This is a genomic window from Amycolatopsis sp. NPDC104775 (assembly GCF_055583325.1).
This window is the reverse complement of record NZ_JBVJOE010000011.1, coordinates 70,006-95,464: the sequence shown is the minus strand read 5'-3', so window position 1 is coordinate 95,464 and position 25,459 is coordinate 70,006. Positions and strand designations below refer to the sequence as shown.

Sequence of the window (25,459 nt, the reverse complement as noted above, 5' to 3'; positions counted from 1 at the left end):
CCGTGAGGGGACCCCTGAGGGAATCTGATTCCCTCAGGGGTCCCCTCACGGACATCCGGTGCGAACGGCGTCGCTAGAGCACGCCCTTGGTGGAAGGAATCCCGCCCGCCCGCGGGTCCGGTTCCGTCGCCGCCCGCAGTGCGCGGGCCACGGCCTTGTACTCCGCTTCCGCGATGTGGTGCGGGTCGCGGCCGTGGATGACCCGGACGTGCAGGGCGATCTGCGCGTGGAAGGCCAGCGAGTCGAAGACGTGCCGGGTCAGGACGAACGGGTAGTTGTTGCCGATGGTGAAGGTGTTGAACTGCTCCGGTTCCCCGACGTGCACGCAGTACGGGCGGCCGGAGACGTCGATCGCGGCGTGCGCGAGCGTTTCGTCCATCGGGATCCACGCGTCGCCGAAGCGGCGGATGCCGCTCTTGTCGCCGAGGGCCTGGCGCAGTGCCTGGCCGAGCACGATCGCGGTGTCCTCGACGGTGTGGTGCGCGTCGATGTGCACGTCGCCGGTCGCCTCGACCTTCAAGTCCAGCGAACCGTGCACGCCGAAGGCGGTGAGCATGTGGTCGTAGAACGGCACGCCGGTGGCGATCTCCACCTGGCCGGTCCCGTCGAGGTCCAGCTGGACCAGGATGGACGATTCCTTGGTGGTGCGCTCCACCTTGCCGACGCGGCTCATCGCGTCACTTCCTTACTCGCCTCGAGGAAGGCGTCGTTCTCCTCCGGGGTGCCGATGGTCACCCGCAGGTGCCCCTCGATGCCCACGTCCCGGATCAGCACGCCATGGTCCAAATAGGACTGCCAGCTGGCCGGCGCGTCGCTGAACTGTCCGAAGAGGACGAAGTTGGCGTCGCTCGGCACCGGGGTGAATCCCAAGCCCAGCAAGGCTTCCACGACGCGGTCGCGTTCGGCGGAGAGCCGGTGCACCGACGCGAGGGTGGCGTCGGCGTGCCGGAGGGCGGCGCGGGCGGCCGCCTGGGTGATCTTGGAAAGGTGGTACGGCAGCCGGACGAGCTGCAGAGCGTCCACAATGGCCGGTGCGGCGGCGAGGTAGCCCAGCCGTCCGCCGGCGAAGGCGAACGCCTTGCTCATCGTGCGCGACACGATCAGCTTCGCCGGATACTCCGCGATCAGCTCGATCGCGCTGGCCTGCGAGGAAAACTCGGCGTACGCCTCGTCCACCACGACGATCCCGGGGGCCGCGTCGAGCACGCCGCCCAGCTGGTCCAGCGGGATCGACCCGCCGGTCGGGTTGTTCGGGCTGGTCACGAAGACGATGTCGGGCTTGCGCTCGGCGACCGTCGCGGCCGCCCGTGCGGTGTCGAGCGAGAAGTCCGCGCGGCGCGGCACCGGCAGCCAGTCGGTGCGGGTGCCGGTCGCGATGATCGGGTGCATCGAGTACGACGGTTCGAAGCCCAGCGCGGTGCGGCCCGGACCGCCGAACGCCTGCAGGATTTGCTGCAGGATCTCGTTCGACCCGTTCGCCGCCCACACGTTCGCTTCGGACAGCACGACCCGCGTGGACACCGTCAGGTAGTCCGCCAGATCGGTGCGCAGCGCCACCGCGTCGCGGTCCGGATAGCGGTGCAGCGACGCGGCTTCGGCACGCACCGCCTCGGCGACGTCGTCGACCAGCTCGGGCGGCGGCGGGTACGGGTTTTCGTTGGTGTTGAGCCGGATCGGGACGTCCAGCTGCGGCGCGCCGTACGGGGTGCGGCCCCGCAGGTCGTCGCGCAGCGGGAGTTCGGCGAGGGTGACCTCGCCGCCGGGCGTGGCTTCGTTCATCGGCCGTCTCCTTCGAAACGCGCGGTGACGGCTTCGCCGTGCGCGGGCAGGTCTTCGGCGTTCGCGAGCGCGACGACGCGGGGCGCGATCTCGCGCAGGGCGTCCTCGGAGTAGTCCACGACGTGGATGCCCTTGAGGAAGCTCTGCACCGACAGCCCCGAGGAGTGCCGGGCGAACCCGCCGGTGGGCAGCACGTGGTTGGAGCCCGCGCAGTAGTCGCCCAGCGAAACCGGGGCGTACGCGCCGACGAAGACCGCACCGGCGTTGCGCACCCGCGCGGCCACCTCGCGGGCGTTCGCGGTCTGGATTTCCAGGTGCTCGGCGGCATACGCGTCCACCACGCGCAGTCCGTCGTCCACAGTGGACACCAGGATGACGCCGGACTGCTTGCCGCCCAAGGCCTCGCCGACCCGCTCGGAGTGCTTCGTCGCCGGGACGCGGGCAGCCAGCTCGCGCTCGACCGCGTCGGCCAGCTCCTCGGACGTGGTCACCAGGACGCTCGCCGCGAGCGGGTCGTGCTCGGCCTGGCTGATCAGGTCGGCGGCGACGTGCGCCGGGTCGGCCGTCTCGTCGGCGAGGATCGCGATCTCGGTGGGGCCGGCTTCGGAGTCGATCCCGATCACGCCGCGGACCAGGCGTTTGGCCGCGGTGAGGAAGATGTTGCCCGGGCCGGTCACGATGTCCACCGGGGCCAGCTCGGCGCCGTCGGTGTCGACGCCGCCGTAGGCGACCAGCGCGACCGCCTGCGCGCCGCCGACCGCCCAGACCTCGTCCACGCCGAGCAGCGCGGCCGCCGCCAGGATCGTCGGGTGCGGCCGCCCGCCGAACGCGGCCTGCGGCGGCGAGCACACGACCAGCGAGCGCACGCCGGCCAGCTGCGCCGGGACGACGTTCATCACCACGGTCGACGGGTACACCGCCAGCCCGCCCGGCGCGTACAGGCCGACGCGGTCGACCGGCACCCAGCGCTCGGTGACCGTGCCGCCGGGGACGACCTGCGTCGTGACGTCCTGGCGGCGCTGGTCCGAGTGCACCTTCCGGGCGCGCTTGATGGACTCCTCCAGCGCGGCGCGGACCTGCGGGTCCAGCTCGGACAGTGCCTTGGCCAGTTCCTCGGCGGGCACCCGGACCGTCTCCGGGCGCACCTTGTCGAACCGCTCGGTGAACTCGAGGACCGCCTCGACCCCGCGGTCGCGGACCGCCTCGACCACCGGCCGGACCTGATGCAGGGCCGCGTCCACGTCGTACTCGGCGCGCGGAAGCGCGGCACGGAGCTCGGCAGCGGAGGGGACCTGCCCGCGCAGGTCGGTGCGGTTCAACATGGACACCAGGGTACGAGGTGGCCCGCGCGCTCCCGGCAGGGATACTCGGTGACGACCCGCTGTCCCCGGACCAGGGAGGCTTGTGTGCCCCGGATCGCGTTGTGCCAGCTCAACTCGGGCGACGACCCGGAAGAAAACCTGAAAGCGGTTCGCTCCGGCGTGGAGGCCGCGGCCGCTGACGGCGCGCGGGTGGTGGTGTTCCCGGAAGCGACGATGGCCCGCTTCGGCCGCCCGCTCGCTCCGGTGGCGCAGCAGCTCGACGGACCGTGGGCGTCGGCGGTGGCTTCGATCGCCGCGGAACACGACGTGCTGGTGATCGCCGGGATGTTCACGCCGGCGGACCGCGGGCGGGTGCGGAACACGCTGCTGGTCACCGGGCTGGGGCAGCATCTCGGGTACGACAAGATCCATCTGTACGACGCTTTCGGGTTCGCCGAGTCGGACACCGTCGCGCCGGGCTCGGAGGTCGTGACGTTCTCCGCGGAGGGGACCGTTTTCGGCGTCGCCACCTGCTATGACCTGCGGTTCCCGGAGCTGTTCCGGCGGCTGGCCGACGACGGGGCGGACGTCGTGGCGGTTCCGGCTTCGTGGGGCGCGGGGGCCGGGAAGCGGGAGCAGTGGGAGGTGCTCGTGCGGGCGCGGGCGCTGGACTCCGGGTGCTGGGTGGCGGCTTGCGGGCAGGCCGATCCGGCGGCGACCGGGACGGAGGTCAACCCTAAGGCCCCGACCGGGATCGGGTACTCGCTGGTGGCGGACGGGTTCGGCCGGGTGGCGGCGCGGGCCGGGGCCGGGGCGGAGATGCTCGTGGTGGACGTGGAGCCGGAGGTGGCCGGGAAGGCTCGGACGGCGACCGGGGCCTTGGCGAACCGGCGGCTGTGAACGCGGTCCCGGCTCGCGCCCCCATGCCGCGTTGAGGCTTTCTCAGCAGCCGGTGCGGTGTCGACGGTGCAGAGGTCCGTGAGGGGCACCTTGAGGGAATCAGAGTCTGTGAAGGTTCCCTTCACGGACAGCTGCGGAATCATGCGAGGACAGCGAATCAGCCGCGGGGAAACCTCCTCGGAGCCGGACGAACCTCAGCGCAGCAACCCTTCCCGGATCGCCACCCGGACGAACCCCGCCCGCCGCCGCTCGCCGGTCTTGTCCCGGATCCGGTCCAGATACGACCGCACCGTCCGGACGCTGATGTCCAGGATCTCCGCCACGTCGACGTCCCGCTCCCCCGCCGCCACCAGGCGCAGGACCTGTTTTTCCCGCTCCGACAGCACGATCTTCGGTCCGGCGTGCCGTTCGTCGCTGTCCTGGATGATCATCCCGGCCAGCGTCGGCGAGACGTACGCGTTGTCCTCGGCGATGGTGCGGATCGCGCGCAGCAGTTCGTCGCCGTCGACGTCCTTCGACAGGAATCCCTTCGCCCCGGCCTGCATCGCGCCGAGGACCTCCGGCTGTTCCGCGTGCGCGGACACCACGAGCACCTTGTGCCCCATCTGCCCCACCTCGAGCACCGCGGCCGCGTCCTGGACGCCGCGCAGTTTCAGGTCGAGCACGACCACGCTGCCCTTCGGCTGGTCCTGCACCGCGAACCGCGCCACGGAGTCGGCCACCGCGCCCAGTTCGATGTCCGGGGCCTCGTTCAGCACGCGCGCGACCGCGTCCCGGTACAGCGGGTGGTCTTCGATCACCCCGACCTGGATGGGTCCGCTCCGGCGCCGCCCCTCGTCGGCTTTCACCTCAGTGTTTCCTTCCCCACCAGCCCGCGGCGGATCGCTTCCTTCACGAGGCCGGGGCGCCGCCGTTCGCCGGTCTTGTCGCGGATCCGGTCGAGGTAGCCCCGCACGGTGCGGACGCCGATGTCGAGGATCCGCGCGATGTCGACGTCCCGTTCGCCCGCCGCGACGAGCCGCAGCACCTGCACTTCGCGCGGCGACAGCTCCATTTCCGGCCGGGTGACCGGGCGGTCGGTGTTGTCCTTGATGATCATTCCGGCGACGACGGCCGACACATACGCGCCGCCTCCCGCGACCGCGCGGATGGCGATCAGCAGCTCGTCGACGTCGACGTCCTTCGACAGGAATCCCTTGGCCCCGGCGGCGATCGCGGCGAGCACCGTCTCCGGTTCGGCTTGCGCGGACACGACCAGCACGTGATGGCCCAGCTCGGCCACTTCGAGCACTGCGGCCGCGCCGGCGACGCCGGGCAGGCCGAGGTCGAGGAGGACGACGCTCCCGGCGGGCTGGCGCGCGACGTGGAACCGCGCGACCGAGTCCACCACCGCGCCCAGTTCGACGTCCGGGGCCTCGATGAGGACGCGTTCCACCGAACGCCGGTACAGCGGATGGTCCTCGATGACGGCGACCTGGATGGCTCCGGCGGATTCCGGCTGGTCCTCTACGTCGCTGGGTCGCTGCGCTGTCCTGGTCACCGGTTCGCTCACCCCGTTCCCGCAGGCTGCCCGGCCACGTCGGGATTGAGCGCGGGACCGGTCGGCATCAGCGCGAGAAGCCCGCCCGCGACCGGATGCCCGGACCCTGCACCGTAGCCCAGCGAAGCGAGCGCCGTCCCGTTCACCACCGGATATTTTCGTCCCGTGTCCGTGACGAGATAAATCGTGCCGGAGCCGGGGTCGGTCGCGACCGCGCCGCGCGACGGCGGAACGTAGACGACGTCCGCGACCCGGGCGTCCGTCCGGCTCTGCACCGGCAGCGCGCGGGCTCCGGACGGGACCGGCAGGTCCGCCGAGACCGTCACGCGGCCGTTCTGCGCGCACAAGGTCACCGCGCTGCCGGTGATCGGGGCTTTGCCGGGGATCCGGTCCGGGTACGCCGCCGGGTCCGCGCCGCCGGAGCGGGGCTCGCTCACCTTTTTCGCCGACGCGACGTCCGCGGCGCGCACCCGCACCGGTTCCTGGCGGCCCTGATACGCCGATTCGTTCGCCGGGGTCGTGACGAGCAGCGCGGCCTCGGTCTGGCCGACGGGTTCGAGACCGTCCGGGCGGACGAGGTAGTACGTCGAAGCGTTGGCGGGCCCGGCCATCGGGTCGACGACCGACAGCACCTGGCCGACGCGCGTCTCCTGCGTGCCGACGCGCGGGCCGCGGCTTCCCGCGCCGTCGACGGGGATCTCGCCGAGGTCGCGTCCGGCGGGCACGGTGTCGATCCAGCGCGCGGACACGGTGATCGTCGGGTAGCTGTCGAATTGCAGGGCCGCCGCGGCCTCGTCGCTCAGCCGGTACCGGTGGCCGCCCGCGAGCAGGAACCGGCCGCCCTGCGGAACGCGGACGATCACGCCCGAATCGCGCGGCAGCTCGACCCCGGTCGCGGCCGCTTCCAGCAGCACGGCGACGAGCGGTTCCGCCGACGTCGGCGCGTCCTGGGAGGTGCGACTGCAGCTGGTCCACGGGGTGGTGATCAGCGTGCTGGGCAAGGAATCCGGGGCGCCGACGATGCCGATCTGCGTGCCGCGCGGGGCCGTGCCGAGCTTGTCCGCGGGAACGGTGACGGTCTCCTGGCCGTTGCCGCCGGCCAGCAGCCGCGCGGACGCGTAGTTGAGCACCGGGTGCACCGCGCCGTCCGCGCCGAGCACGAATCTCGCCCCGCTGCCCTCCTCGACGATCACCTTGCCGCCGGCCAGCCAGTCCTTCCCGCCGGACGGGCTGACCAGTCCGATCACCCCGAACACCGCGGTCACGAGCAGGGCCGCGCCGACGCCGAGCACCGTGCCGAGCACGAGACGGCGGCTGGGCGACACCGGATGGTTGGCGTCCGCGGCGACGAGCGCGGACACGAGGCGGCGGCGCAGGAACTGGTACGCCTGGATCTGGTCCCGCTGCGTCCACACGCTGTCCCGGCCCCCTGGAGATCACGTCGCTTCCCGCGCAGGCTAAACAGTTCCCCGGGGGCGTACGAGGGTAATTTTTACGCCCACGCGCCCGCGCGGGAACGCTAGCGTTCCCGGGGCCGGGTCGCTGCCCGGGGAAGAGGGGAATGCGTTGTCCGTGTCCGCGCCGCCTGCCCCGGCTCACGTCCGCGCCCCCGGGACCGCCGGGCTCTCGGGCACCGCGCCGTGGCCGTGGCTGCTGCCGATCCGCCCGCTGCAGGCGGCCGGGTGGGAGATCGCCGCGCTGGCGATCCTGCTCGCGTTCACCGTGCACGGTCTGGCCCAGCCGATGCGGATCACCGTCGCCGCGCTGGCCGGGCTGCTGGTGGTGACGACGTCGGTGCGGGTCGCCGGACGGCATTTCGCCGGATGGGCGTGGACGTGGCTCGCGCATCGCCTGCGCCGCCACGACAGCCGCCGCGACAGTCCGGACGCCCTGCTCCGCATCGCCGGTCCGGTGAAGGTCCGCCAGCACGTCGACCGCGCGGGCAACCGCTTCGGCGTCGCCGAGGTGGACGGCGACTGGAGCGCGATCGTCCGCCTCACGCCCGGAGCTGGGGAGCCGTCGACGGACGAGCTGCTGGCCATCCTCCGCAGGACCTTCCAGGGCACGGACATCCCGCTGGCCGCCGTGCAACTGCTGACTTGGGCGGTGCCAAGGGATTCGCGGGTGTACCGGGTGCGCTGGCTCGCGGTGCGCTACCGGCCGGAAGACGCCCCGATCGCCGCGCTCGCCCGCGGCGGCGGCGAACTGGGTGCGCTGCGGAGCACGGCGAGCGCGGCGTTGAGCTTGATGGTGGCCTTGGCCGAGGCGGGGTATCCGTCGACGGTGCTGGAGGCCGGCGAGCTGACCAACGAACTGCGGGTGGCGCTGGGCGTTTCGACCGGCAATCCGGAGTCCGACGGGGATTTCTGGCGCGCGTGGAAATGGGGCGGACTCACGCAGACGTGCTACTCGCCGAGGTCCTCGCGGGGTCTGGCGCAGACGTTGGGAGTGGCGGTGCCGGGAGCAGTGTTCACCGCTACGTCCGCGACGCTGCGGCGGACGCCGGGCGGGCGGGAGAAGCTGGAGCTGACCATCCGGGTCGGGGCTCGAGCGGAGGAAGCGCCGGTGCCGCAGGGGGTTTCGGTGGTTCCGCTGCATGGCGGGCACGGGGCGGCGGTGCGGAGGACGTTGCCGCTCGCTTTGACCTGAGAGTCCGTGAGGGGAACCCTGAGGGAATCTGATTCCCTCACGGACTTGAGGAATCGCCGCGAAGCAGCCGTTCCAGCTCCGTCTCGGCCTCGCTGCTTCCCGCGTCCGAAAGCCGTTGCAGCTCCCGCAGGTCGCGGTTCTCCACTGCCCGCCGGGTGAGCAACCGTCCGGCCTGTTCGCTGCCCTCGTCCAGCAAGTCCGAAAGTTCAGCCAGATCGCCGCGGCCATCGGCGAGGTCGGCGAGCCGGTCCAGCGCGGTCTCGTTCCCCTCGTCAGCGAGCGCGCGCAGAGTGTCGTAATCGTGCATGCCGCCAGCTTCCAACCTTGCCCCAGGGACAAGGTCAAGCGCGATACTGGACCATGCTTCACCATCGGCCAGCTCGCTCGCCAAGCCGGGGTTACGGCCAAGGCTGTCCGCGTCTACCACGCCAAAGGGCTCCTCCCCGAGCCCGAACGCGATGCCTCCGGATATCGCCGCTACGACGCGCAGGCGGTCATCGATCTGGCCCGCATCGTCACGCTCGCCCAGGCGGGGGTCCCGTTGGCGCGCATCCCGGAGGTACTGAACGCCGACGAGACCGCGCTCGCCCGGATCGACGCCGAGTTGCGCGACCGGATCCGGCAGCTCGAACAACGCCGGGCCCGGTTGCGGGATCTCGATCGGCCCGACCGGCTCTGTCTGCCGCCTGAAGCCATCGCGTTCATGGAGCGGCTCAAGCCGATGGGGCTGTCCGAACGCCACGAGAACGCGATCCGCGACGGCTGGATCCTCGCGTACGCGCTGGCTCCGGACGTGGCCCGCGCCATCCTCGTCAGCCGCGCCGCGTTGCTGGACGATCCGGAGTATGTCGCCGTTCTCCGGGCGTACGACGAGGCGATCGAGTGGGATCCCGGCGATCCCCGGCTCGACGCGATCGCCGACGCGGCCGCCAGGCTCGGCCGGCGGATGACGTTGCCGTCCGATCTGCCGGACTTCCGGAAGGTGCCTCGCCAGGTCGTCGACCTTCTCGCGAAGCATCTCGACACCCCCGCCTGGCAGCGTCTCGACCGGCTCGTCGCGCAGCGGATCAGCGCAGCGCGGACCGCGACGTCGGAGCCAGCCGAAGCCGCCGCACCTCGTCGTGCGCGGGCAGCTGGCGGTCGAAAGCCCGCAACGCGGCAAGATCGGGGAACGTCCAGACCCCCACCCGGACGTTCTCCCCTTCCCGCACCGGCAACGCGCGGAAGGTGTTCTCCGCGGGCTCGGTGACGAAGGAAGCGAATGGGCCCGGCAAGTCAAGAGAAGCCGGGCCGATGAGCACCAAGATCCGCGACGACGGAGGAACCGCGTCGAGCGGCCGGGACAACGGCGGGAAGTCGGTTTCCGGCCGGAGCAGCAGGACGTTGTCGCTGTCGAGCATGGTGGCGTTGGCGGCGTCGCGGTGTTTCCGCCAGGCCTCGCCTTCGAGGTAGAACGCCGTCAGCGCGGCGTGCCGGGCCGCCAGGTCCGGGAAGGAACGGAACCAGACGAACCGGTCCGGGTCGTCCTCGTCGCGGAACTGGCCGACGACGGTGCAGCCCGCGGCTTCCTGCGGTTCCAGCAGCTCGCGGTCGAACAGGTCGATCAGGATGTCCCGGTGCCCGGGCCGGAGGGTGTACTGGCGGAGTTCCACAACGGTCACGCGAGTGAATCTGCCATCCCGCCGGAGCCGGATCGAGTGGCAGGACTGACGACTTCCGCACAATTCCTGCCGTATCCTCGAAGGCATGCGAACCGTCGCGGTCGCGCTGGTCGACGACATGCCGTTGTTCGAGCTGGCCATCGCGGCCGAGGTGTTCGGCTCGCCCCGGCCCGACCTCGCCGATCCCTGGTACGAGCTGCGGTTCTGCGCGGCGAAGCCGGAAACCCGCACCGAATTCGGCTTCTCGCAGCACGCCAGTCACGGGCTCGACGCGCTCAAGGACGCCGACACCGTGCTGGTTCCGGCCTTGCCGTACGCGTGTGTCCAAACTGGACAGCCGGTTCCGGCGAACCTGATCGCCGCGGTCCAAGAGGCCGCGGAAGCGGGTGCGCGGATCGTCTCGCTGTGCACCGGCGCGTTCGCGCTCGCCGCGGCGGGGTTGCTGGACGGCCGGCGCGCGGCGACGCATTGGATGTACGCCGCCACGCTCGCCATGCTTCATCCCCAGGTCCAAGTGGACGCCTCGGTGCTCTACGTGGACGACGGGCAGGTGCTCACCAGCGCCGGACGCAGCGCGGGCATCGACCTCTGCCTGCACGTGGTGCGCAGCGACCTCGGCGCGCACGTCGCCAACGAGGTCGCCCGCCGGATGGTGCTGCCCGCGCATCGCGGCGGCGGGCAAGCGCAGTACGTCTCCGCGACGGTGCCGGAGACCGACGACGCCGGGCTCGGTCCGGTGCTGCACTGGGCGACGCGCCGCCTCGACCAGCCGTTGACCGTCGAGCAGCTGGCCCGCCAAGCCGGAGTCAGCCCGCGCACGTTCGTCCGCCGTTTCCACGAAGCCACCGGGACCACGCCGCTGCAATGGCTGCTCGACCAGCGCGTGCTGCTCGCCCGCAGCCTGCTGGAATCCACCGACCTGCCGATCGGCCTGGTCGGCGAGCGCAGCGGCCTCGGCTCGGCGACCAATCTCCGCCGCCATTTCACGCTCCGGCTGGGGACAGCTCCGACGGAGTACCGGCGCGCGTTCCGCGGATAAGCCCCATCGCGGTCAATCCTGCCGCGACGGTGAGGCCGATCGCCGTCCAGCACGCGGTTTCCACATCAGTAGCAAGGAAAACCGAAGTCAGCACTGCGACCCCGACGGTTCCGCCGAGTTGCTGCACCGCGTTCAGCAGCCCGGCCGCCGAACCCGTCTCGGAAGGCCGGACGAGAGCCAGTGCCGCGGTGAAGAACGGCACGGTGAACAGCCCGGTCCCCGTTCCGGCGACCGCCAGCGCGGTCAGCAGCGGCCAGCCCAGCACGATCCCGGCAATACCGACGGCCAGGAATCCCACGCCAGCAAAGAGAATCCGGGTGCCGAAACGCGGGACGAGCCAGCGTCCGGCCACAAAGGACGATATGGCCAGCCCGCACGACCAGGGCAGCAAAGAGAATCCGGCAGTCCGTGCGTCGGCGTGCTGGGTCAGTTGCAGGAACAGCACAACAACTTGGGTCAAGCCGGTCATCACGGCGAAGAACAGCACTGACGTCACCAATCCGGCCGGGAAGCCCAGGCCGCGGAAGAGGCTGCGCTCGATCAGGCCACCGCGAAACCGTTGCTGCAGAACGAAAACGACGAGCACGGCCACTCCGGCGGCGACGAGGTAGCCGTTCCAGTGCGTGAGAAGCGGGTAGACCACGAGTCCGGCACCGAGCACGACCAGGCCAGTCCCGAGCAGGTCGAGCCGGGGCCGGACCGCGGACCGGTCTTCGACGAGCAGCCCGGACGCGGCGAGCACGGCTAGTCCAAGCGGGACGTTCACCAGGAACACCGACCGCCACGACCAGGCGTCGGTGAGCAGTCCGCCGAGGACGGGACCGCTCACCGCGGCCAGTCCCATCACCGGGCCGATCAGGCCGAGCGCCCGCGCGCGGGCCGCGCCGTCGAACAGGACGCGGATCAAGCCGATCGTCTGCGGGATCACCAAGGCGGCCGAAGCTCCTTGCAGGGCACGGACAACGAGCAGGAACCCAGGGGTATCCGCAGCCGCGCACAAGGCCGAGGCGAGGACGAAACCGGCCATGCCGAGCTGGAAGGTGCGGCGTCGGCCGAGGACGTCGCCCAGACGTCCGCCAGTGATCAGCAGCAGGGCGAACGGCAGCGTGTATCCGACGGTGTAGAAGGAGATCGCGCCGCCCAGTTCGGCGTGCACCGCGGGCGCGGCGACCTGGACGATCGTGGTGTCGAGAAGGTTCATCGCTTCCGCGACGAGCAGGACCGTCAGCGCGGCCCAGCGGCGTGCATCGTTCATGCCGCCAGCCTGGGCAGCGGTTAAGCAAGATTCCAGCCACCGAGTCGAACGAACAGAAAACTTCCACTGAGGACAGTTTGGTGCAGAATCGAGCCATGCTCGACGACCTCGACCACGCTCTCGTCCACGCGCTCCAGATCGACGGCCGCGCCCCGTTCGCGCGGATCGGCACCGTCCTGGGCGTCTCGACGCAAACCGTCGCGCGCCGCTACCGGCGGTTGCGCGCCGAAGCAGGACTACGCGTCGTCGGGCTCGCCGCACCGCATCGCGCAGGGCAGACGCAGTGGCTCGTGCGGCTCACCGTCGTCCCGGCGGTCGCGCAGCGAGTCGCCGACGCGCTCGTCCGGCGCACCGACACGACCTGGGTCAAACTCGCCGGCGGCGGCACGGAAATCTGCGTGATCGTCCACAGCGCCAACGGTTCCGAGCACGGCCTGCTGCTGAACGACATTCCGCGCACGACCGGCATCACCGCCGTCTCCGCGCACCAGCTGTTGCACCTGTATCACGGCGGTCCCACCGCGTGGCAAGGCCGCGCCGAAGTCCTGACCGACGACCAACGCCGCCAGCTGGAACCGGAAACCCGCGCCAGCCAAGCCGAGGCGACCCCCGCCGATGAGCCGCTGCTCACCGCGCTGCAGCGAGACGGCCGGATCGGCCAAACCGAACTGGCGGCCGTCACCGGCTGGTCCGCCGCGACCGTCGCGCGCCGGATCTCCGACCTGCGCGCGGCGGAAACCCTTTACTTCGACGTGGAAATCGACGCCCGGATCTTCGGCGCGACCACGCAAGCCCTGCTGTGGATGGCGGTCGCCCCAGCCGATCTCGACGCCGTCGCCACCGAACTCGCCACCCATCGCGAGCTAGCCGTCGTCGCCGCGACCACCGGGCCGACGAACCTGCTCGCACACGCGCTGTGCGCCGATCCCCCAGCCCTGCACCGCTACCTCACCGACCGGCTCGGCGCACTGCCCGGCATCCGTTCCTGCGAAACCGCGCCCGTCCTGCGCACGCTGAAAGCCGCCAGCCCGCTCAGCCGCTGACCGCCTCGTACACCCCGGCGATCAACGCCACGAACGGCACCAGCGACAACAGCACCAGGAACTCGGAAATATCCAGCAGCCGCGACCAGTACGGCGACCGCACCCCGCGCGCGACCCGCGTCGCGTAGATCAGCGACACCACCGCGGCCAGCACCAGCGCCAGCCCGGCCGCGAGCAGCGCGATCCGCTGGTCGGCCGCGATCAGCCAAAAACCCGCGATCAGCAGCGCGACGAGACCGAACGCCACCAGCACCAGCCGTTGCGTGCGACCCGCGTACGCGCGCGAACGCTGGATCCACGCCGTCCCGACGAGTGCCGCCAGCCCGGCTTCCCACGGCCCGCCGGTGGCGAGCACGATCGACGAGCCGATCACCACCAGCCCGAGCGCCACCAGGAGGCTGGTGAGCAAGGCCTGCGCGTACGTCGTCCGCCCGGCCATTTCCGCACCGAGCGACGGTTGTTCGTTGGCCCGGAAGGATTCCATGTCGTCCGGCACGCGCGGGAGCGGCATCCGCCCGAGCCGCAGCGCGAGCATCGGCGCGACAGCCGCCAACGCGGTCGCCAGCACCGCCGCGACCGCCGCGGCGGCCACCGGCTTAGCCCCGGTCAGCAGCACCACGCCGGTCGCAATCGCGCCGATCCCGGCCGATCCGACCGCCGCGACGAAGAACGGCAGCCGGTCAGCCACCGAAATCGCGGCCAGCACGCCGTAGACAGTCACCGCGGCGAGTCCCGCGGCAAGCGGTCCGGCGGAGAGCGAGAACACCGCATGCGGTGGCAGCAAAGACATTCCGGCCAGGAACGCCACGCCGACCCCGGCCAGCGCACCGGCCGCGCCCGCGCCCGAATCGCCGTACGCCCGGCTCAGCGCACCGCCGCCGAGCAGCAGCACGATCGCGAGCAGCCCGGTGCCGATCGGTGCGAGCACGCTGCCCGCCAGCGAGGCTTGGATCAGCAGCCCGCCCGCGAACAGCAGCAGCGCGGCCGTCGTGATCCCGGCCCGCCGGGCGATCTTCGGCCCCCACGCGGTCGACGCGGATTCGCCGACGCTCGCGATCGAGTCGACCACGTCGTCGAACAGCAGCGGTCCGCGCGGACGTTCGCGCGGGGTCAGGTGCAGCACCTCGCCGTCGCGCACCTGCGCGGCGGCCACGGTGAGCCCGAGCGCGAGCGGCGCGCCGCCGAGCCGCGACAGCACCCAGCCCGGATGCTCGGCCGACGCCTGCCCGGCCGCCCCGGCCAGCCGGACCAGCTGCGGCACCAGTTCGGCGAACGTGCTCTGCTGCGGCAGCGCGACGTCCACCCTGGCGCGCGGGGTGACGATGGTGACGCGCCGGGTCGACCCGGCGACGGCCGGCGCGCTCACTGCTGGGACCTGGCCGCCTCGATCACCGGGGCGAACTTCGCGCTGCTCGCCTCGGCAAGCTTCTGCAGCCCCGCGTTCACCGCTTCGAGGACGATCTCCGACAGCGTGCGCGCGTCGAACTCGCGGATCGCGCGCTGGTCGATGTCGACGGAGGTGAACCGGCCGTCGCCGCGCAGCGTCACGGTCACCTCGTTCTGCCGGGAGGCGGCCTTGACCTCCATCGCCTCGACCGTGCGCTGGATCCGCTGCACCTCTTCGGTCTGCTTGCGGACCTGCGCGAGCAGCTCGTCCATGTCCGGCACGGCATACGGTTCAGTCACCGTCGTTCTCCTTCTCCTGCGGGGTTTCCCGGCGGACGTGCACGCTGGCGACGAACTTCCGGAAATCGGGGGCGAGCGTGCGCGCGTCCTGCGGATCGGCCGTGCAGACCAGTTCCAGCACGACCCGCCCGGCCGGACCGGGCACCGTCAGGAACACCTGGATCTGCAGCAGGTCCTGGCCTTCGCCAGTGCGCATCCGCACGGTCTGGGTGCAGCCGGGCGCGGCCGCGCTGCCGACCTCCTGCCGGTCGAGGACGTCCAGCAGCGCCATCGTCCGGCCGAGCCGTTCGACGGCCTCGTCGGCGATGTCCTTCATCGGCGCGGAATCCTGGCGCTGCTGGAGGCCGAGCGTGATGTTCGGCGTGAAGTCCGCCTTCGGGTTCGGATGCACGGCAACGAAAACCAGTCCGGGTGCGATCGGCGGCACGGGCGTCCAGCCCTCCGGGACGTCGAAGCCCAGCGGGAGCGTCACCAGGTCCGCCATGGCGCTCACCACGAACCCGCATACTGCACGGCGTCGTTCCAAGCCCCGCCGAGCGCGTTCGCCGCCTGGCCCGCCGCGTCGCCGACCGCGTCGATCGCCGCGCCGCCGTATTCGGTGACCGCCGCGCCGACCTTCGGCAGGTCGATGTCGATCTTCGCGCCGAGCCCGGCGCCGATCCCCAGCGCGGCACCAGCCTTGAAGTTCATCTTCAGATGGCCGTTGTCATAGACGAACTGCCCGTCGAGCTGCGCGCCGATTCCATATTGGACACTCCCGCTCGCGCCGACGCCGACTCCCGCGACGTCCGCCGCGACCTGGCCCTCCAGCTTGCCGCCCGCGAAAGCGTTGGCGTGCACGCCGAGCCCGTGTATCCCCAGCTGTCCCGAAGCGCTGACTTCGCCGCCCGCGAAAGCCGAACCGCGCGCGCTGCCGTGCGCGACGCCGTAGCTTCCGCTGGTCCCGATGTCCTCCCGGAAGCCCAGCTCAGCGTGGCCGGACGCCTTCGCGTCCCAGCCCTGCGAGGAGATTTTCCCGTCGTACTCCGGAATGAAGCCGTCTTGCTCGTGCGCGGTCTTGTAGTAGGTGATCTCGGTGGCCCGGCCGATCGCGGTCTTCTGCTTCGGCTGCCCGAACGGCGTGTCCGCCTTCTTCGGCGCGCGAGTGCCTTCGAGCCCGTTCCAGGTCAGTTTCTTCCAACCGGAATTGCCGAACCACGACGGCACCGACCGCGGCCGCTTCCGTCCGTCGAGCGTGTCGCCGTTGACCCAGGACAGCGGGCCGTAGATGCGTTTGCCCAGCTTGCCGGGCTTGCTCATCGGCCCGGCCCACGGCGCGGGGAACAACTCCGCCAGCGCATCCGACAGCTCGTCGGCCACCTGTCCCGCCGCCGCGACCGCCTGCTCGCCCAAATCCCTTGCCGCCGCGATGAAAGCGCCCACCGCATTCGGATCCGCGGACCGCGCTTGATTGGTGAGCTGCGCGCCATACTGGTCGAACTGCGAAACAACCGAATCGACCCCAGAGCGCGCCCACCGCAACAGCTGTCCGGCCATCGACAACCGCTTGCTCTGATCAGCCAGCTTCGTGCCGTCTTCGGTCAACGCGTGCGCGACATCGGACGCGGCGGTCGCGTACGCGGTGTACGCGGCACCGTCCCAGTCAGCGTGCAATGCCGTGGCAGCGTCCGCGATTTCGGTGGCTTTGCCGGTAATCGTGGAGGCGTTGGTGCCACAGCGATTCGCCGCCGCTTCGAGCGCCGCCGGGTCTCCGGTGACCCGGCGCTGGTATTCGACCAGCACCTGCCGGTAGTTCGACAGCACCGAGCTGACGACTCCGGACGCGTCCACGGCCACCGGCTACGCGCCCTTCGCGTCGATGTCGACGTGCTGCTGGAAGTGCTTGCCCTGGTAGGTGACGTCGACATCGATGTCCACGTCCTGCCCGGCCGGTGCTTCGACGGTCGACTGGCCGGTGGTGAGGTCGGTGTGGATCACGACCTCGTGCGCACCGGTCGACTGGCCCGGCACCGAAGGCGCCGACGGAGCGGGAGCCGGGGCAGGGGCCGGGTCCACCGGGATCCAGCTGTTGCCCGGGTTCGCCCCGCTACCGGCACCACCGCCGGAAGGCCAGCCGCCGGTACCGCTGCCGGAGGGCCAACCGCCGGTTCCGCTGCCGGAGGCCCAGCCGCCGTTCGACAACGCGGGCGGGGTGTAGTTCGTGAACGACGGGACTCCCCCGCCGCTGCCGCCGATCGCCGCCTGTCCGGCCGCGCTCGCGACCGGCGCGGGCAGCTGCGGCGCGCTGACCGGAGTGCCCGAGACGGCCGCGTTCCCCGCCGCGCCATTGGCGTCGGAAGAACCGTGGTGGAACAGCTTTTCGATATCGCCGATGATCGTCGCGACCTGGCTGATCTGGTTCGCGAGGTCGCCCGCGCCGAGCGCCTTCAGCAGACCGCCGACCGCGGTGATGAATCCGCGCAGCGTCGCACTGGTGGCAGTGGAAAGCGCGACCGCGGCCCCGTAGGTCCACCAGTTCGACATCAGTGACGCGACGGTCGGGTTCACCGCCGCGACCACCGACCGGTACGCCTCCTGCGCCGCCTTCACCAGCGTGCCCGAGACGCCGAGCAGTTCAGCGCCCTTCTCGATCACATTGATGATCTTGGTGAGCTGATCCAGAGAATGGGAGATCTTCTGCAGCGCCGATTCCGACGCCCCGCCGGACCAGACCTTGCCGAGCTGGTCGGCCGCCTTGCTCAGCTCGGTGTAGAGCGAGGTCAGCTCGGCGGCCTTGTGCAGCAGGTCGAGGACGTGCTTCGCGATCTGCTCGGGCTGGCCGGTGACGATCTGCGGCAGCACGGTGATCGGGCCGCCGCCGGACGCGGTGGCGTCCATCGCGCTGGAGTTCGGGAAGAGCATCGGACCTCACTTGGTCAGGGGTCGGGGTCAGACGGAGGCGGGCCGGTAGACGCTGACCTTGGCCAGTCCGCCGAGGCCCGGATCGACCGGACCGTGGTTGTAGAGAGCGCCGCCGTCCCCGGCGACGCCGATCACCGGATGGCGGTCGGCGAGCAGAAGCGGTTCCACCACGACGACGTCGCCGCTGTGCACGCCGCCGGGCACGTCGCCGAAGGTGCGCGCGGTGCCCGAATAGACCTCGATCAGGCCGACGCGCGCCTGGTTGTCGGCGTCGCCGGCGAGCCAGTCGTTGAAGTCCGCGACGCCGTGGAACCGGGCGTCGGTCAGCGGATGTTCGGCGAGTCGGCCGAGGTCCGCGTCGCCGAGGTAGCGCAGCACGTTGCCGACCGAGGACGGTTCGCCGTGCGCACCGGCGCTGTCGGTGATCGCCGCCTCGGCCAGGTGCGCCGCGTACGGGGTTCCCCAGATCGACGTCAGCGACGGCGAAGAAGACTGACCGTGGCCGCCGCCGTAGCCTTCGGAGACTGCTTCGTCGGCGCTTTGGTAAGCGTCCGCGCTGTGCTTGACCAGGCCGTTGATCTCCTGCAGCAGCTGGAGCAGCGAGCGCACCGCGGTCACCTGCTGCGAGTGCAGCGCCTCGTTCGCCGCCGCGACGACGCTGCCGAAGCTGGCGAACGTCGTCGGCTGCAGGACGAGTTTTTCCAAGTCTGCGACGGCGTTGATGCCGTGGGCGATGATGCCGCCCACGTTGCCGACGGTGGAGCGCATGGCCTCCGGCTCGGCCCGGTACTCGCCGGTCGTGCCCATGGCTCTCCCTCCCGGTCTCCCGCGGTCGACGCACCGGTGCGGGGCGTCTGCGCAGAGCGTAAGTTCGCGCCGCCGGGCGAGCGGACGGCAAAAGTACCCACCGCGAGCGGGCGACCGGCGGCCAAAATACGGGGCATGAGTGCCCCCCGCGACCGTCTGGGCCTGCTCGGCGAGCAGCCCGGGGAGATCATGCTGCAGTCCCCGCCGATGCTGCCCAAGAGCGGATCCGGCGGCGTGATGCAGCTCATGATGTTCCTGCCGATGATGCTCGGCATGGGCGCGATGTCGTTCGTCTACATCGGACGCGACGGCGGGGTGATGACCTGGATCTTCGGCGCGCTGTTCGTCACCGCGATGGGCGGCATGATCGTGATGTCGCTCGGCCGCGGCGGCATGGCGAAGAAGGCGCAGATCAACGAGGAACGCCGCGACTACCAGCGGTATCTCGCCGGTCTTCGCACGCGGGTGCGCGCGGTCGCCGACTCCCAGCGCGCCACGCTGATCGCGCAGCAGCCGGATCCGGCGGACCTGTGGGCGTACGTCGAAACCGACCAGCACTGGGACCGCCGCCGCGGCGACCGCTCGTTCGCGATGGTCCGCGCGGCCACCGGCCCGCAGCCGCTCGCGACGCCGTTGCGCGCGCCGCAGATCGCTCCGCTGGAAGAGCTGGACCCGGTTTCCTCCACCAACCTCAAGCACTTCATCCAGACCTTCTCGACCGTCGAGGGCCTGCCGGTCGCGATCTCGCTGCGTTCGTACGCGGCCGCGACGCTGTCCGGCCGCCGGTTCGACGTGCTCGGGATGACCCGCGCGGTGCTGGCGCAGCTGGTGACTTTCCATTCCCCGACCGACTTGCGCGTGGCGTTCTGCGTCGCCCCGGACCGTTCGCACGACTGGGACTGGGCGAAGTGGCTGCCGCACGCCACCGCGCCGATCCTCTCCGACGCGACCGGCCCGCGGCGGTTGTTCGCCGACAGCGCGGCGGAGCTGGCCCGGTTGCTCGGCCCGGACCTCGGCGACCGGCCGGCGTTCTCGCGGAGAGGCGCGTCGCCGGACCTGCCGCACCTCGTGCTCGTCGTCGACGGCGGCGACTCCCATGGCGAACCCCGGTTGCTGGCCGAAGAAGGCCGGCTCGGGATCACGGTGCTGGAGATCGGCGGCGACCAGCCGCGCGCGACATCGACCGATCGGCTGCTGAGCCTGCACGTCGCCCCGGATCAGCTCGGCATGGTGGTGCTCGACGGCACCGAAGCGCGGCTCGGCTTCCTCGGCATGCCGGACCGGCTCGACCACGGCGCGGCCGAAGCGCTGGCCCGGATGCTGACGCCGCTGCACCAAGGCGGCGCGGTGGTCAGCGAACAGCCGATGTCCTCGACGTTCGGGCTGGCCGGGTTGCTCGGCATCGGCGATCCGCGCGACACCGACACCACCGTCACCTGGGCTCCGCGCCCGGCGCGCGACCGGCTGCGGATTCCGCTGGGCGTGAACCCCGAAGGCCGCCCGGTCGAACTGGACCTCAAGGAATCCGCCGAGGGCGGCATGGGCCCGCACGGGCTGGTGATCGGCGCGACCGGGTCGGGTAAGAGCGAACTGCTGCGGACGCTGGTCACCGCGCTGGCCGTCACGCATTCGTCGGAGAAGCTGAACCTCGCGCTGATCGACTTCAAGGGCGGCGCGACGTTCGCGGGCATGACCAACCTGCCGCACACCTGCGCGGTGATCACGAACCTGTCCGACGACCTCGCGCTCGTCGACCGCATGGCGGACGCTCTGAACGGCGAATTGCTGCGGCGTCAGGAACTTCTGCACTCGGCCGGGAATTACGCGTCGGTGCGCGACTACGAGAAGGCGCGCGCGGACGGCACACCGCTGCAGCCGTTGCCGTCGCTGCTGGTGATCATCGACGAGTTCTCGGAGCTGTTGTCGTCGCGGCCGGAGTTCATCGACCTGTTCGTCGCGATCGGACGGCTCGGCCGCTCGCTGGGGATCCACTTGCTCTTGGCGTCACAGCGTCTTGAGGAAGGCCGGTTGCGCGGGCTCGACTCGCACCTGTCGTACCGGATCGGCCTGCGGACGTTCTCCGCCGCGGAAAGCCGTGCCGTGCTGGGTGTCGCGGACGCCTATCAGCTGCCGCCGGTGCCCGGTTCGGCGTATCTGAAGTCGGACAACGACACCCTGATCCGCTTGAAGGCCGCGTACGTCTCCGGCGAACTGCCGCCGCGCAGCCGCATCGTGCGCTCGGACGGACAACAGCTGGGTGTTCTGCCATTCACGCTGGGACCGGTTGAAGTACCAGTCGCCGAACAACCCGCCGCCGAGGCTCCGGCGAAGGGCACCGGCGAAACCATCATCGGCGCGATGCTGTCCCGTTTGGAGGGACGCGGCCCGGCCGCGCACCAGATCTGGCTGCCGCCGCTGGCCGAACCGCCCACTTTGGACCAGCTGCTGCCCCCGATCGGCGAGGACCCCCGCCGCGGTCTGTGCCCGCTCGGCTGGGGCGGCAACGGCAAGCTGACCATCCCGGTCGCGCTGGTGGACAAGCCGTTCGAACAGCGCCGCGACATGCTGTGGGCGGATTTCTCCGGCGCGGCGGGCAACGCGGTCATCGTCGGCGCACCGCAAAGCGGCAAGTCGACATTGATGAAGGACATCGCGGCGATGCTCGCGCTCACCCACACCCCCGCCGAGGTGCAGTTCTTCATCCTGGACATGGGCGGCGGCGCGCTGGCCCCGATCGCCGGCCTCCCGCACGTCTCGGGCTACGCCACCCGCCGCGACCCGCAACGCTGCCGCCGGGTGGTCGCGGAACTGGTGACTTTGCTGGAACAGCGGGAAGAATTCTTCGCCGCGCACGGGATCGAGTCGATGGCCGCCTTCCGCAGCCGCCGCGGCGAGTTCACCGAAAGCAGCGACGACCGCGAGTTCGGCGACGTGTTCCTGTTCGTGGACAACTGGACCACCATCCGGTCGGAGTACGAACGCCTGGAAGAGCAGATCACCGCGCTGGCGCAACGGGGTTTGGGCTTCGGCATCCACGTCCTGGTTTCGCTGAACCAGTGGATCGGTGCCCGCGCCCAGCTGCGCGACGCCATCAGCACCCGCTTCGAACTACGGCTAGGTGATCCGGCGGATTCGTCGATCGACCGGAAGGTGGCGCAAAACGTCCCCGCCGACCGCCCCGGCCGCGGCCTCACCGCGGACAAACTGCATTTCCTCGCGGCCCTCCCGCGCATCGACTCGGACCAACGCCCGGAAACCGTCGGCGCCGGCGGCCTGGACCTGGTCCGCCGCGTCTCGGCGGCCTGGACCGGCCCGCGCGCTCCCCAAGTCCGCCTTCTCCCGCCCGAAGTCCCGCTGGACTCGCTGCCCGCCGCCCCGCGCGGCCGGATCACCCTGGGCCTGGCGGAATCGACCCTGCGCCCGGTCCACCTGGACTTCCGGACCGACCCGCATTTCCTGGCATTCGGCGACGTCGAATCGGGCAAGAGTTCTTTGCTGCGCGCCCTTATCACCGGCATCTGCGCCACCAACACTCCCGACGAAGCCCTGATCCTGGTCGGCGACTACCGCCGCGGCCTGCTGGGCGTAGTGGACCAGCCGCATCTGCTCGGCTACGCCGGTGCCGAGAACACGTTGACCGACCTGGTGAACCAATGCGCGACCGCGATGCGCAACCGGCTGCCCGGCCCGGACGTCACCCCCGACCAGCTGCGCAACCGCTCCTGGTGGCGCGGTCCGGACCTGTACGTGGTCATCGACGACTACGAACTGGTCGCGACCGCGGGCCGGAACCCGCTGCTGCCACTGCTGGAATTCCTGCCGCAGGCCAGGGACATCGGCCTGCACCTGATCCTGGCCCGCTCGTCCGGTGGCGCCGGGCGGGGTCTGTACGAGGCGGTGATCCAGCGGGTGCGGGAACTGGGCTCGCCGGGCCTGGTCATGTCGGGCGGGAAGGAAGAAGGCGCGCTGCTGGGCGACGTGAAGCCGTCACCGCAACCGGCCGGTCGAGGGACGCTGGTGTCGCGACGGCACGGGACGGAGCTGGTGCAGGTGGCGTGGACTAAGCCGGTGGAGGAATGAGCGGGGTCAGTAGAGGAACGTCTCTCGATCGGTCAGGGGGCTGAGGTAGGAAACGTCCCACTCCGGCTGGCGGAGCATTCCCGCCTCTCTCAGGGCAATCGCGGATACAGCGATTCCCACCCGGCCACGACGGCCCGCAGCTCCGGATCCGAAAGGTGTTCCCGCACCTGCCCGGCAAGCTTGATGAGCACTTTGGCCCGATGCAGCCGCCCGATCTCCGGTGTCGACAGCTTCGTCCACTTCGGACTCAGCCGCTCGCATTCGTCGATCCGCTCCGGGGTGAGCACAGCCATGATCCGCCGTACCGCGTCTTCTGGAGCATAACCGTTGCCCGGCAAGGAAAAGCCCGACTCGGCGAGCCCGATCGACAGCATCAGCTGCCGGTTCAGCACCTCGTCCGCTCCGATCAGCCCGCACGCCTCCACGAACAAAAGCAGGTCGCAGGCCGCGTGCAGATAGCGTTCCTTCTCCGCCTCCGACCAGGGCGGGTCGTCACGCCCGTGCGGACCGAGTTCGGCCCACAACCCGTTGAACAGCAGCCGCAGGAACTCGCTCCAGCCGTCTCGGTTGATCCCCTCGGGCAACTGCCCGCCGCCGATCCACCAGGCGAACCGGTCCCGGTGCGACATCCCGGCCACCGGCTCGAACACCGGCCACGTCCAGCCCGTCACCGGGACGTCATCCGCACCGAGTCGCGCGCCGCGGCCAGCCTCGGCGGCGCGTCTTCGACGTCGAAGAGATAGCTCATCCAGCCCCCAAAGTCAGAACCCGCCGATGCCCCACGGCGCCGGAGTGAGGACCCACGTCCCACAACGACTTCGCTGCGCACCGCACCGTCGTTACGGTGTGCGGCGGATGACTCAAACCGGCAGCGCGTCCAGATCCACCGCGAAACCGGAGCCGTCGTCGTAAGGAACCACGTCCCACAACGAGTTCGCCGCCCGCCACACCGCCGCCACTGCCGACCACTCGACCTCGCCGCTCAGCGTGAGCGTCGCGACCGCGTCCGAGGCACCGACCCGGCCGGACGCGTCACTCGGCGCCAGTTCGGCGATCATCGCGGCCACCACCGGAGTGCCCGCCGAGAACTCCAACTGGCAGCCGTCGCCCACCTCCGCGGACACCCAGCCTTCTCCGCTGTTTCGGTCCTCCACCGGCGCAGCCGCAGTTTCGGTCAGCGCAGCGAACCCCGCGGCGGCGTCCACCCCGTTGGTCTGGCAATACAAGTGGATCTCATACGCCATCCGCGCCCAGTCCCCTCACGGCAGCCCCACCACGGGAAAGTCCTTCTCCACCGCCTCCAGCGCAGTCACGATCTCCGCCAGCTGCGCGTACTCGATCCCCTCGATCCGGAACACCAACCGGTTCCCGCTCGAATGATCAGCGACCGCGACGCCCTCCGCCTCGACCCAGCCATCCGCCGCGACAGTCACGGTCAGATCCAGCCAGTCCTCCAGCGACGTCAGCCGCGCACTGCCCCCAGACTCGTCGCAGGCCGCCAGCTCCTGCCGGAACTCCCGCAGCTCATTGGCCCGCAACCCAGCGGCCAACCGCCCGGTGAACCCGCCCGACACGATCTCGATCGGACTGATCAGCCAGTTTCCGTCCCAGAAATCGTCCGCGCCGGGATGCATCCGCCCGCGCACGGCGATCACCAGCCGATCCCCGCGCGGCGCGCCGAACGTCACCGTATGCATCCCGCTCCCCGGTATCTCCGCGACTGCCAGCTCCGCCAGCATATGCAGTCCGCGAGCGAGGGAGCCTTGATGCCCGGACTGGCCTCGCGGGCGTAGTCGGCTCGAAACGACCCGCGCGATCTCCGGCGGTGTGCCCGAAATCCGGATCAGCCTGCCCCCGAACACCTTGACCGGAAATCCCCCACCGGTCACCGCCTTCGCCGCGCTCACCCGTCCGGAGCAAGCCGAGGCACTCCAACGGCGGCGCGACCCGGAGGGAACACTCCGCGAAACATGGATCGAAGACCGACTTCCGTAGGTTACCGGATTTCCACATGCCGCCTACGGTCGGGAAATCACCACCGAGGCGGAGGGATTTTCCATGCGTTACGCGAAAGCGGCGGCCGTGATCGCTGGGGCTGCGATGGCGTTCGGGGCCGGGGCGGCGGTTCCGGCGAGTGCCGACACGCACATCATCGGCGGCGACACCGTGAAGTCGGCCCCGTGGGGCGCCCAGGTGTTCTGGGACGACGTCACCGACTACGGCGGCTTCGAATGCTCCGGCACGATCATCGCGTCCCAGTGGGTGCTCACCGCGCAGCACTGCCTGAACAAGGGCGGCATGCACGTCAAGGTCGGCGACGTCGCGCTGGGCCAGGGCACCGAGGCCGCGGTCGACGAGCAGAAGGCGTCGCCCAACGGCGACATCGCGCTGCTGCACCTCAAGTCCGCTGTGGACACCACGTTCATGAAGCTGTCCGACAAGGACCCGGAAAACGGTGCCACCAACCAGATCTACGGCTGGGGCCGCACCAAGGACCAGAGCCCGCCGTCGGACACGCTCAAGACCGCGGACGTCCAGGTGACCGGCGAGAGCACGGACGCCTTCAACGGCAAGGCGATCGCCAGCAAGGGCGTCACCGGCTCGTCGTGGCACGGCGACTCCGGCGGCCCGCAGCTGGCCGACGGCGTCCAGGTCGGCGTCTGCTCGACCGGCGAGAACTCCGGCAGCGACGAACACGGCACCCAGAACTACGCCAGCGTCGCGAACAGCCGCGACTGGATCAAGCAGACCGCGGGCGTCTGATCCGCGCGTTCCGGCCTGCCGCCCCCGTGCGCGGCAGGCCGGAACTCCCACGGGG

General features: G+C 70.7%; 24 protein-coding genes and 1 pseudogene. 7 read left to right on the top strand and 18 right to left on the bottom strand.

Going from position 1 to position 25,459, the window contains the following annotated elements:
- Positions 1-73: 73 nt before the first annotated feature.
- Genes hisB through hisD form a run of 3 tightly spaced genes read right to left on the bottom strand, consistent with a single transcriptional unit; the run spans position 74 to position 3,101 of the window.
- Positions 74-673 (bottom strand): imidazoleglycerol-phosphate dehydratase HisB, encoded by a 600-nt coding sequence (gene hisB / locus ACZ63D_RS36290; RefSeq protein ID WP_037367102.1) that lies wholly within the window; start codon positions 671-673, stop codon positions 74-76.
- Complete coding sequence (locus tag ACZ63D_RS36285) at positions 670-1,779, bottom strand: histidinol-phosphate transaminase (RefSeq protein WP_465358849.1); 1,110 nt, start codon at positions 1,777-1,779, stop codon at positions 670-672. The genes hisB and ACZ63D_RS36285 overlap by 4 nt, the downstream gene beginning before the upstream one ends.
- Positions 1,776-3,101, bottom strand: a complete 1,326-nt coding sequence (hisD, locus tag ACZ63D_RS36280) for a histidinol dehydrogenase (protein ID WP_465358848.1) — start codon at positions 3,099-3,101, stop codon at positions 1,776-1,778. The genes ACZ63D_RS36285 and hisD overlap by 4 nt, the downstream gene beginning before the upstream one ends.
- A gap of 84 nt (positions 3,102-3,185) precedes the next feature.
- Between hisD and ACZ63D_RS36275 the strand changes: the two genes are divergently transcribed.
- Positions 3,186-3,980: a carbon-nitrogen hydrolase family protein gene (locus tag ACZ63D_RS36275; protein WP_465358847.1), complete on the top strand. Its 795-nt coding sequence runs from the start codon at positions 3,186-3,188 to the stop codon at positions 3,978-3,980.
- Between the two features lie 194 nt (positions 3,981-4,174).
- On the opposite strand, the gene ACZ63D_RS36270 is transcribed toward ACZ63D_RS36275, so the two are convergent.
- From ACZ63D_RS36270 to eccB, 3 genes are read right to left on the bottom strand one after another with little or no spacing between them, the layout of a single operon-like run.
- Positions 4,175-4,828 carry a response regulator gene (locus tag ACZ63D_RS36270; RefSeq protein ID WP_009074915.1) on the bottom strand — a complete coding sequence of 218 codons (654 nt, stop codon included), beginning with the start codon at positions 4,826-4,828 and terminating at the stop codon, positions 4,175-4,177.
- On the bottom strand, positions 4,825-5,520 hold the full coding sequence (locus tag ACZ63D_RS36265; protein WP_465358846.1) for a response regulator: 696 nt from the start codon (positions 5,518-5,520) through the stop codon (positions 4,825-4,827). The genes ACZ63D_RS36270 and ACZ63D_RS36265 overlap by 4 nt, the downstream gene beginning before the upstream one ends.
- Positions 5,521-5,528: 8 nt before the next feature.
- Entirely contained in the window at positions 5,529-6,935 is a 1,407-nt protein-coding gene (gene eccB, locus ACZ63D_RS36260) for a type VII secretion protein EccB (RefSeq protein ID WP_465358845.1), read from the bottom strand.
- Positions 6,936-7,086: 151 nt separating this feature from the next.
- On the opposite strand from eccB, the gene ACZ63D_RS36255 reads away from it, so the two are divergent.
- Entirely contained in the window at positions 7,087-8,169 is a 1,083-nt protein-coding gene (locus ACZ63D_RS36255) for a type VII secretion protein EccE (protein WP_465358844.1), read from the top strand.
- Positions 8,170-8,206: 37 nt separating this feature from the next.
- Here ACZ63D_RS36255 and ACZ63D_RS36250 read toward each other — a convergent pair whose 3' ends face one another.
- On the bottom strand, positions 8,207-8,476 hold the full coding sequence (locus tag ACZ63D_RS36250) for a hypothetical protein (RefSeq protein ID WP_465358843.1): 270 nt from the start codon (positions 8,474-8,476) through the stop codon (positions 8,207-8,209).
- Between ACZ63D_RS36250 and ACZ63D_RS36245 the strand changes: the two are divergent.
- Positions 8,471-8,680 (top strand): annotated as a pseudogene (locus ACZ63D_RS36245) (MerR family transcriptional regulator); the annotation flags it as partial. The gene ACZ63D_RS36250 and the pseudogene ACZ63D_RS36245 overlap by 6 nt on opposite strands.
- Before the next feature lie 556 nt (positions 8,681-9,236).
- Here ACZ63D_RS36245 and ACZ63D_RS36240 read toward each other — a convergent pair.
- Positions 9,237-9,830, bottom strand: a complete 594-nt coding sequence (locus tag ACZ63D_RS36240) for an NIPSNAP family protein (protein ID WP_465358842.1) — start codon at positions 9,828-9,830, stop codon at positions 9,237-9,239.
- An 85-nt stretch (positions 9,831-9,915) separates the two neighbouring features.
- On the opposite strand from ACZ63D_RS36240, the gene ACZ63D_RS36235 reads away from it, so the two are divergent.
- Complete coding sequence (locus ACZ63D_RS36235) at positions 9,916-10,869, top strand: helix-turn-helix domain-containing protein (RefSeq protein WP_465358841.1); 954 nt, start codon at positions 9,916-9,918, stop codon at positions 10,867-10,869.
- Here the strand turns inward: ACZ63D_RS36235 and ACZ63D_RS36230 are convergent.
- On the bottom strand, positions 10,814-12,124 hold the full coding sequence (locus ACZ63D_RS36230) for an MFS transporter (protein ID WP_465358840.1): 1,311 nt from the start codon (positions 12,122-12,124) through the stop codon (positions 10,814-10,816). The two genes, ACZ63D_RS36235 and ACZ63D_RS36230, sit on opposite strands and share 56 nt — an antisense overlap.
- Before the next feature lie 95 nt (positions 12,125-12,219).
- On the opposite strand from ACZ63D_RS36230, the gene ACZ63D_RS36225 reads away from it, so the two are divergent.
- The gene (locus ACZ63D_RS36225) at positions 12,220-13,167 is read left to right on the top strand and encodes an Lrp/AsnC family transcriptional regulator (RefSeq protein WP_465358839.1); all 948 of its coding nucleotides are present in this window, start codon (positions 12,220-12,222) and stop codon (positions 13,165-13,167) included.
- On the opposite strand, the gene eccD is transcribed toward ACZ63D_RS36225, so the two are convergent.
- Genes eccD through ACZ63D_RS36195 form a run of 6 tightly spaced genes read right to left on the bottom strand, consistent with a single transcriptional unit; the run spans position 13,157 to position 18,561 of the window.
- Positions 13,157-14,533, bottom strand: coding sequence for a type VII secretion integral membrane protein EccD (eccD, locus tag ACZ63D_RS36220; protein WP_465358838.1), 1,377 nt, complete (start codon positions 14,531-14,533; stop codon positions 13,157-13,159). The two genes, ACZ63D_RS36225 and eccD, sit on opposite strands and share 11 nt — an antisense overlap.
- The gene (locus tag ACZ63D_RS36215; protein WP_465358837.1) at positions 14,530-14,853 is read right to left on the bottom strand and encodes a YbaB/EbfC family nucleoid-associated protein; all 324 of its coding nucleotides are present in this window, start codon (positions 14,851-14,853) and stop codon (positions 14,530-14,532) included. Before ACZ63D_RS36215 ends, eccD begins: the two co-directional genes overlap by 4 nt.
- Complete coding sequence (locus ACZ63D_RS36210; protein ID WP_465358836.1) at positions 14,846-15,337, bottom strand: hypothetical protein; 492 nt, start codon at positions 15,335-15,337, stop codon at positions 14,846-14,848. Before ACZ63D_RS36210 ends, ACZ63D_RS36215 begins: the two co-directional genes overlap by 8 nt.
- A gap of 5 nt (positions 15,338-15,342) precedes the next feature.
- Positions 15,343-16,689, bottom strand: a complete 1,347-nt coding sequence (locus ACZ63D_RS36205; protein ID WP_465358835.1) for a WXG100 family type VII secretion target — start codon at positions 16,687-16,689, stop codon at positions 15,343-15,345.
- A gap of 3 nt (positions 16,690-16,692) precedes the next feature.
- On the bottom strand, positions 16,693-17,754 hold the full coding sequence (locus tag ACZ63D_RS36200; RefSeq protein ID WP_465358834.1) for a WXG100 family type VII secretion target: 1,062 nt from the start codon (positions 17,752-17,754) through the stop codon (positions 16,693-16,695).
- A gap of 27 nt (positions 17,755-17,781) precedes the next feature.
- Positions 17,782-18,561 carry a WXG100 family type VII secretion target gene (locus ACZ63D_RS36195; protein WP_465358833.1) on the bottom strand — a complete coding sequence of 260 codons (780 nt, stop codon included), beginning with the start codon at positions 18,559-18,561 and terminating at the stop codon, positions 17,782-17,784.
- Positions 18,562-18,696: 135 nt separating this feature from the next.
- On the opposite strand from ACZ63D_RS36195, the gene eccCa reads away from it, so the two are divergent.
- Positions 18,697-22,641: a type VII secretion protein EccCa gene (gene eccCa, locus ACZ63D_RS36190; RefSeq protein ID WP_465358832.1), complete on the top strand. Its 3,945-nt coding sequence runs from the start codon at positions 18,697-18,699 to the stop codon at positions 22,639-22,641.
- 89 nt (positions 22,642-22,730) lie between these two features.
- Here eccCa and ACZ63D_RS36185 read toward each other — a convergent pair whose 3' ends face one another.
- The 3 genes from ACZ63D_RS36185 to ACZ63D_RS36175 form a co-directional block, all read right to left on the bottom strand.
- Complete coding sequence (locus tag ACZ63D_RS36185) at positions 22,731-23,312, bottom strand: hypothetical protein (RefSeq protein ID WP_465358831.1); 582 nt, start codon at positions 23,310-23,312, stop codon at positions 22,731-22,733.
- Between the two features lie 189 nt (positions 23,313-23,501).
- Positions 23,502-23,885 (bottom strand): hypothetical protein, encoded by a 384-nt coding sequence (locus tag ACZ63D_RS36180; protein ID WP_465358830.1) that lies wholly within the window; start codon positions 23,883-23,885, stop codon positions 23,502-23,504.
- Positions 23,886-23,900: 15 nt separating this feature from the next.
- Positions 23,901-24,338: a WapI family immunity protein gene (locus tag ACZ63D_RS36175; RefSeq protein ID WP_465358829.1), complete on the bottom strand. Its 438-nt coding sequence runs from the start codon at positions 24,336-24,338 to the stop codon at positions 23,901-23,903.
- A gap of 361 nt (positions 24,339-24,699) precedes the next feature.
- On the opposite strand from ACZ63D_RS36175, the gene ACZ63D_RS36170 reads away from it, so the two are divergent.
- Complete coding sequence (locus ACZ63D_RS36170; RefSeq protein WP_465358828.1) at positions 24,700-25,404, top strand: S1 family peptidase; 705 nt, start codon at positions 24,700-24,702, stop codon at positions 25,402-25,404.
- Positions 25,405-25,459: the final 55 nt, after the last annotated feature.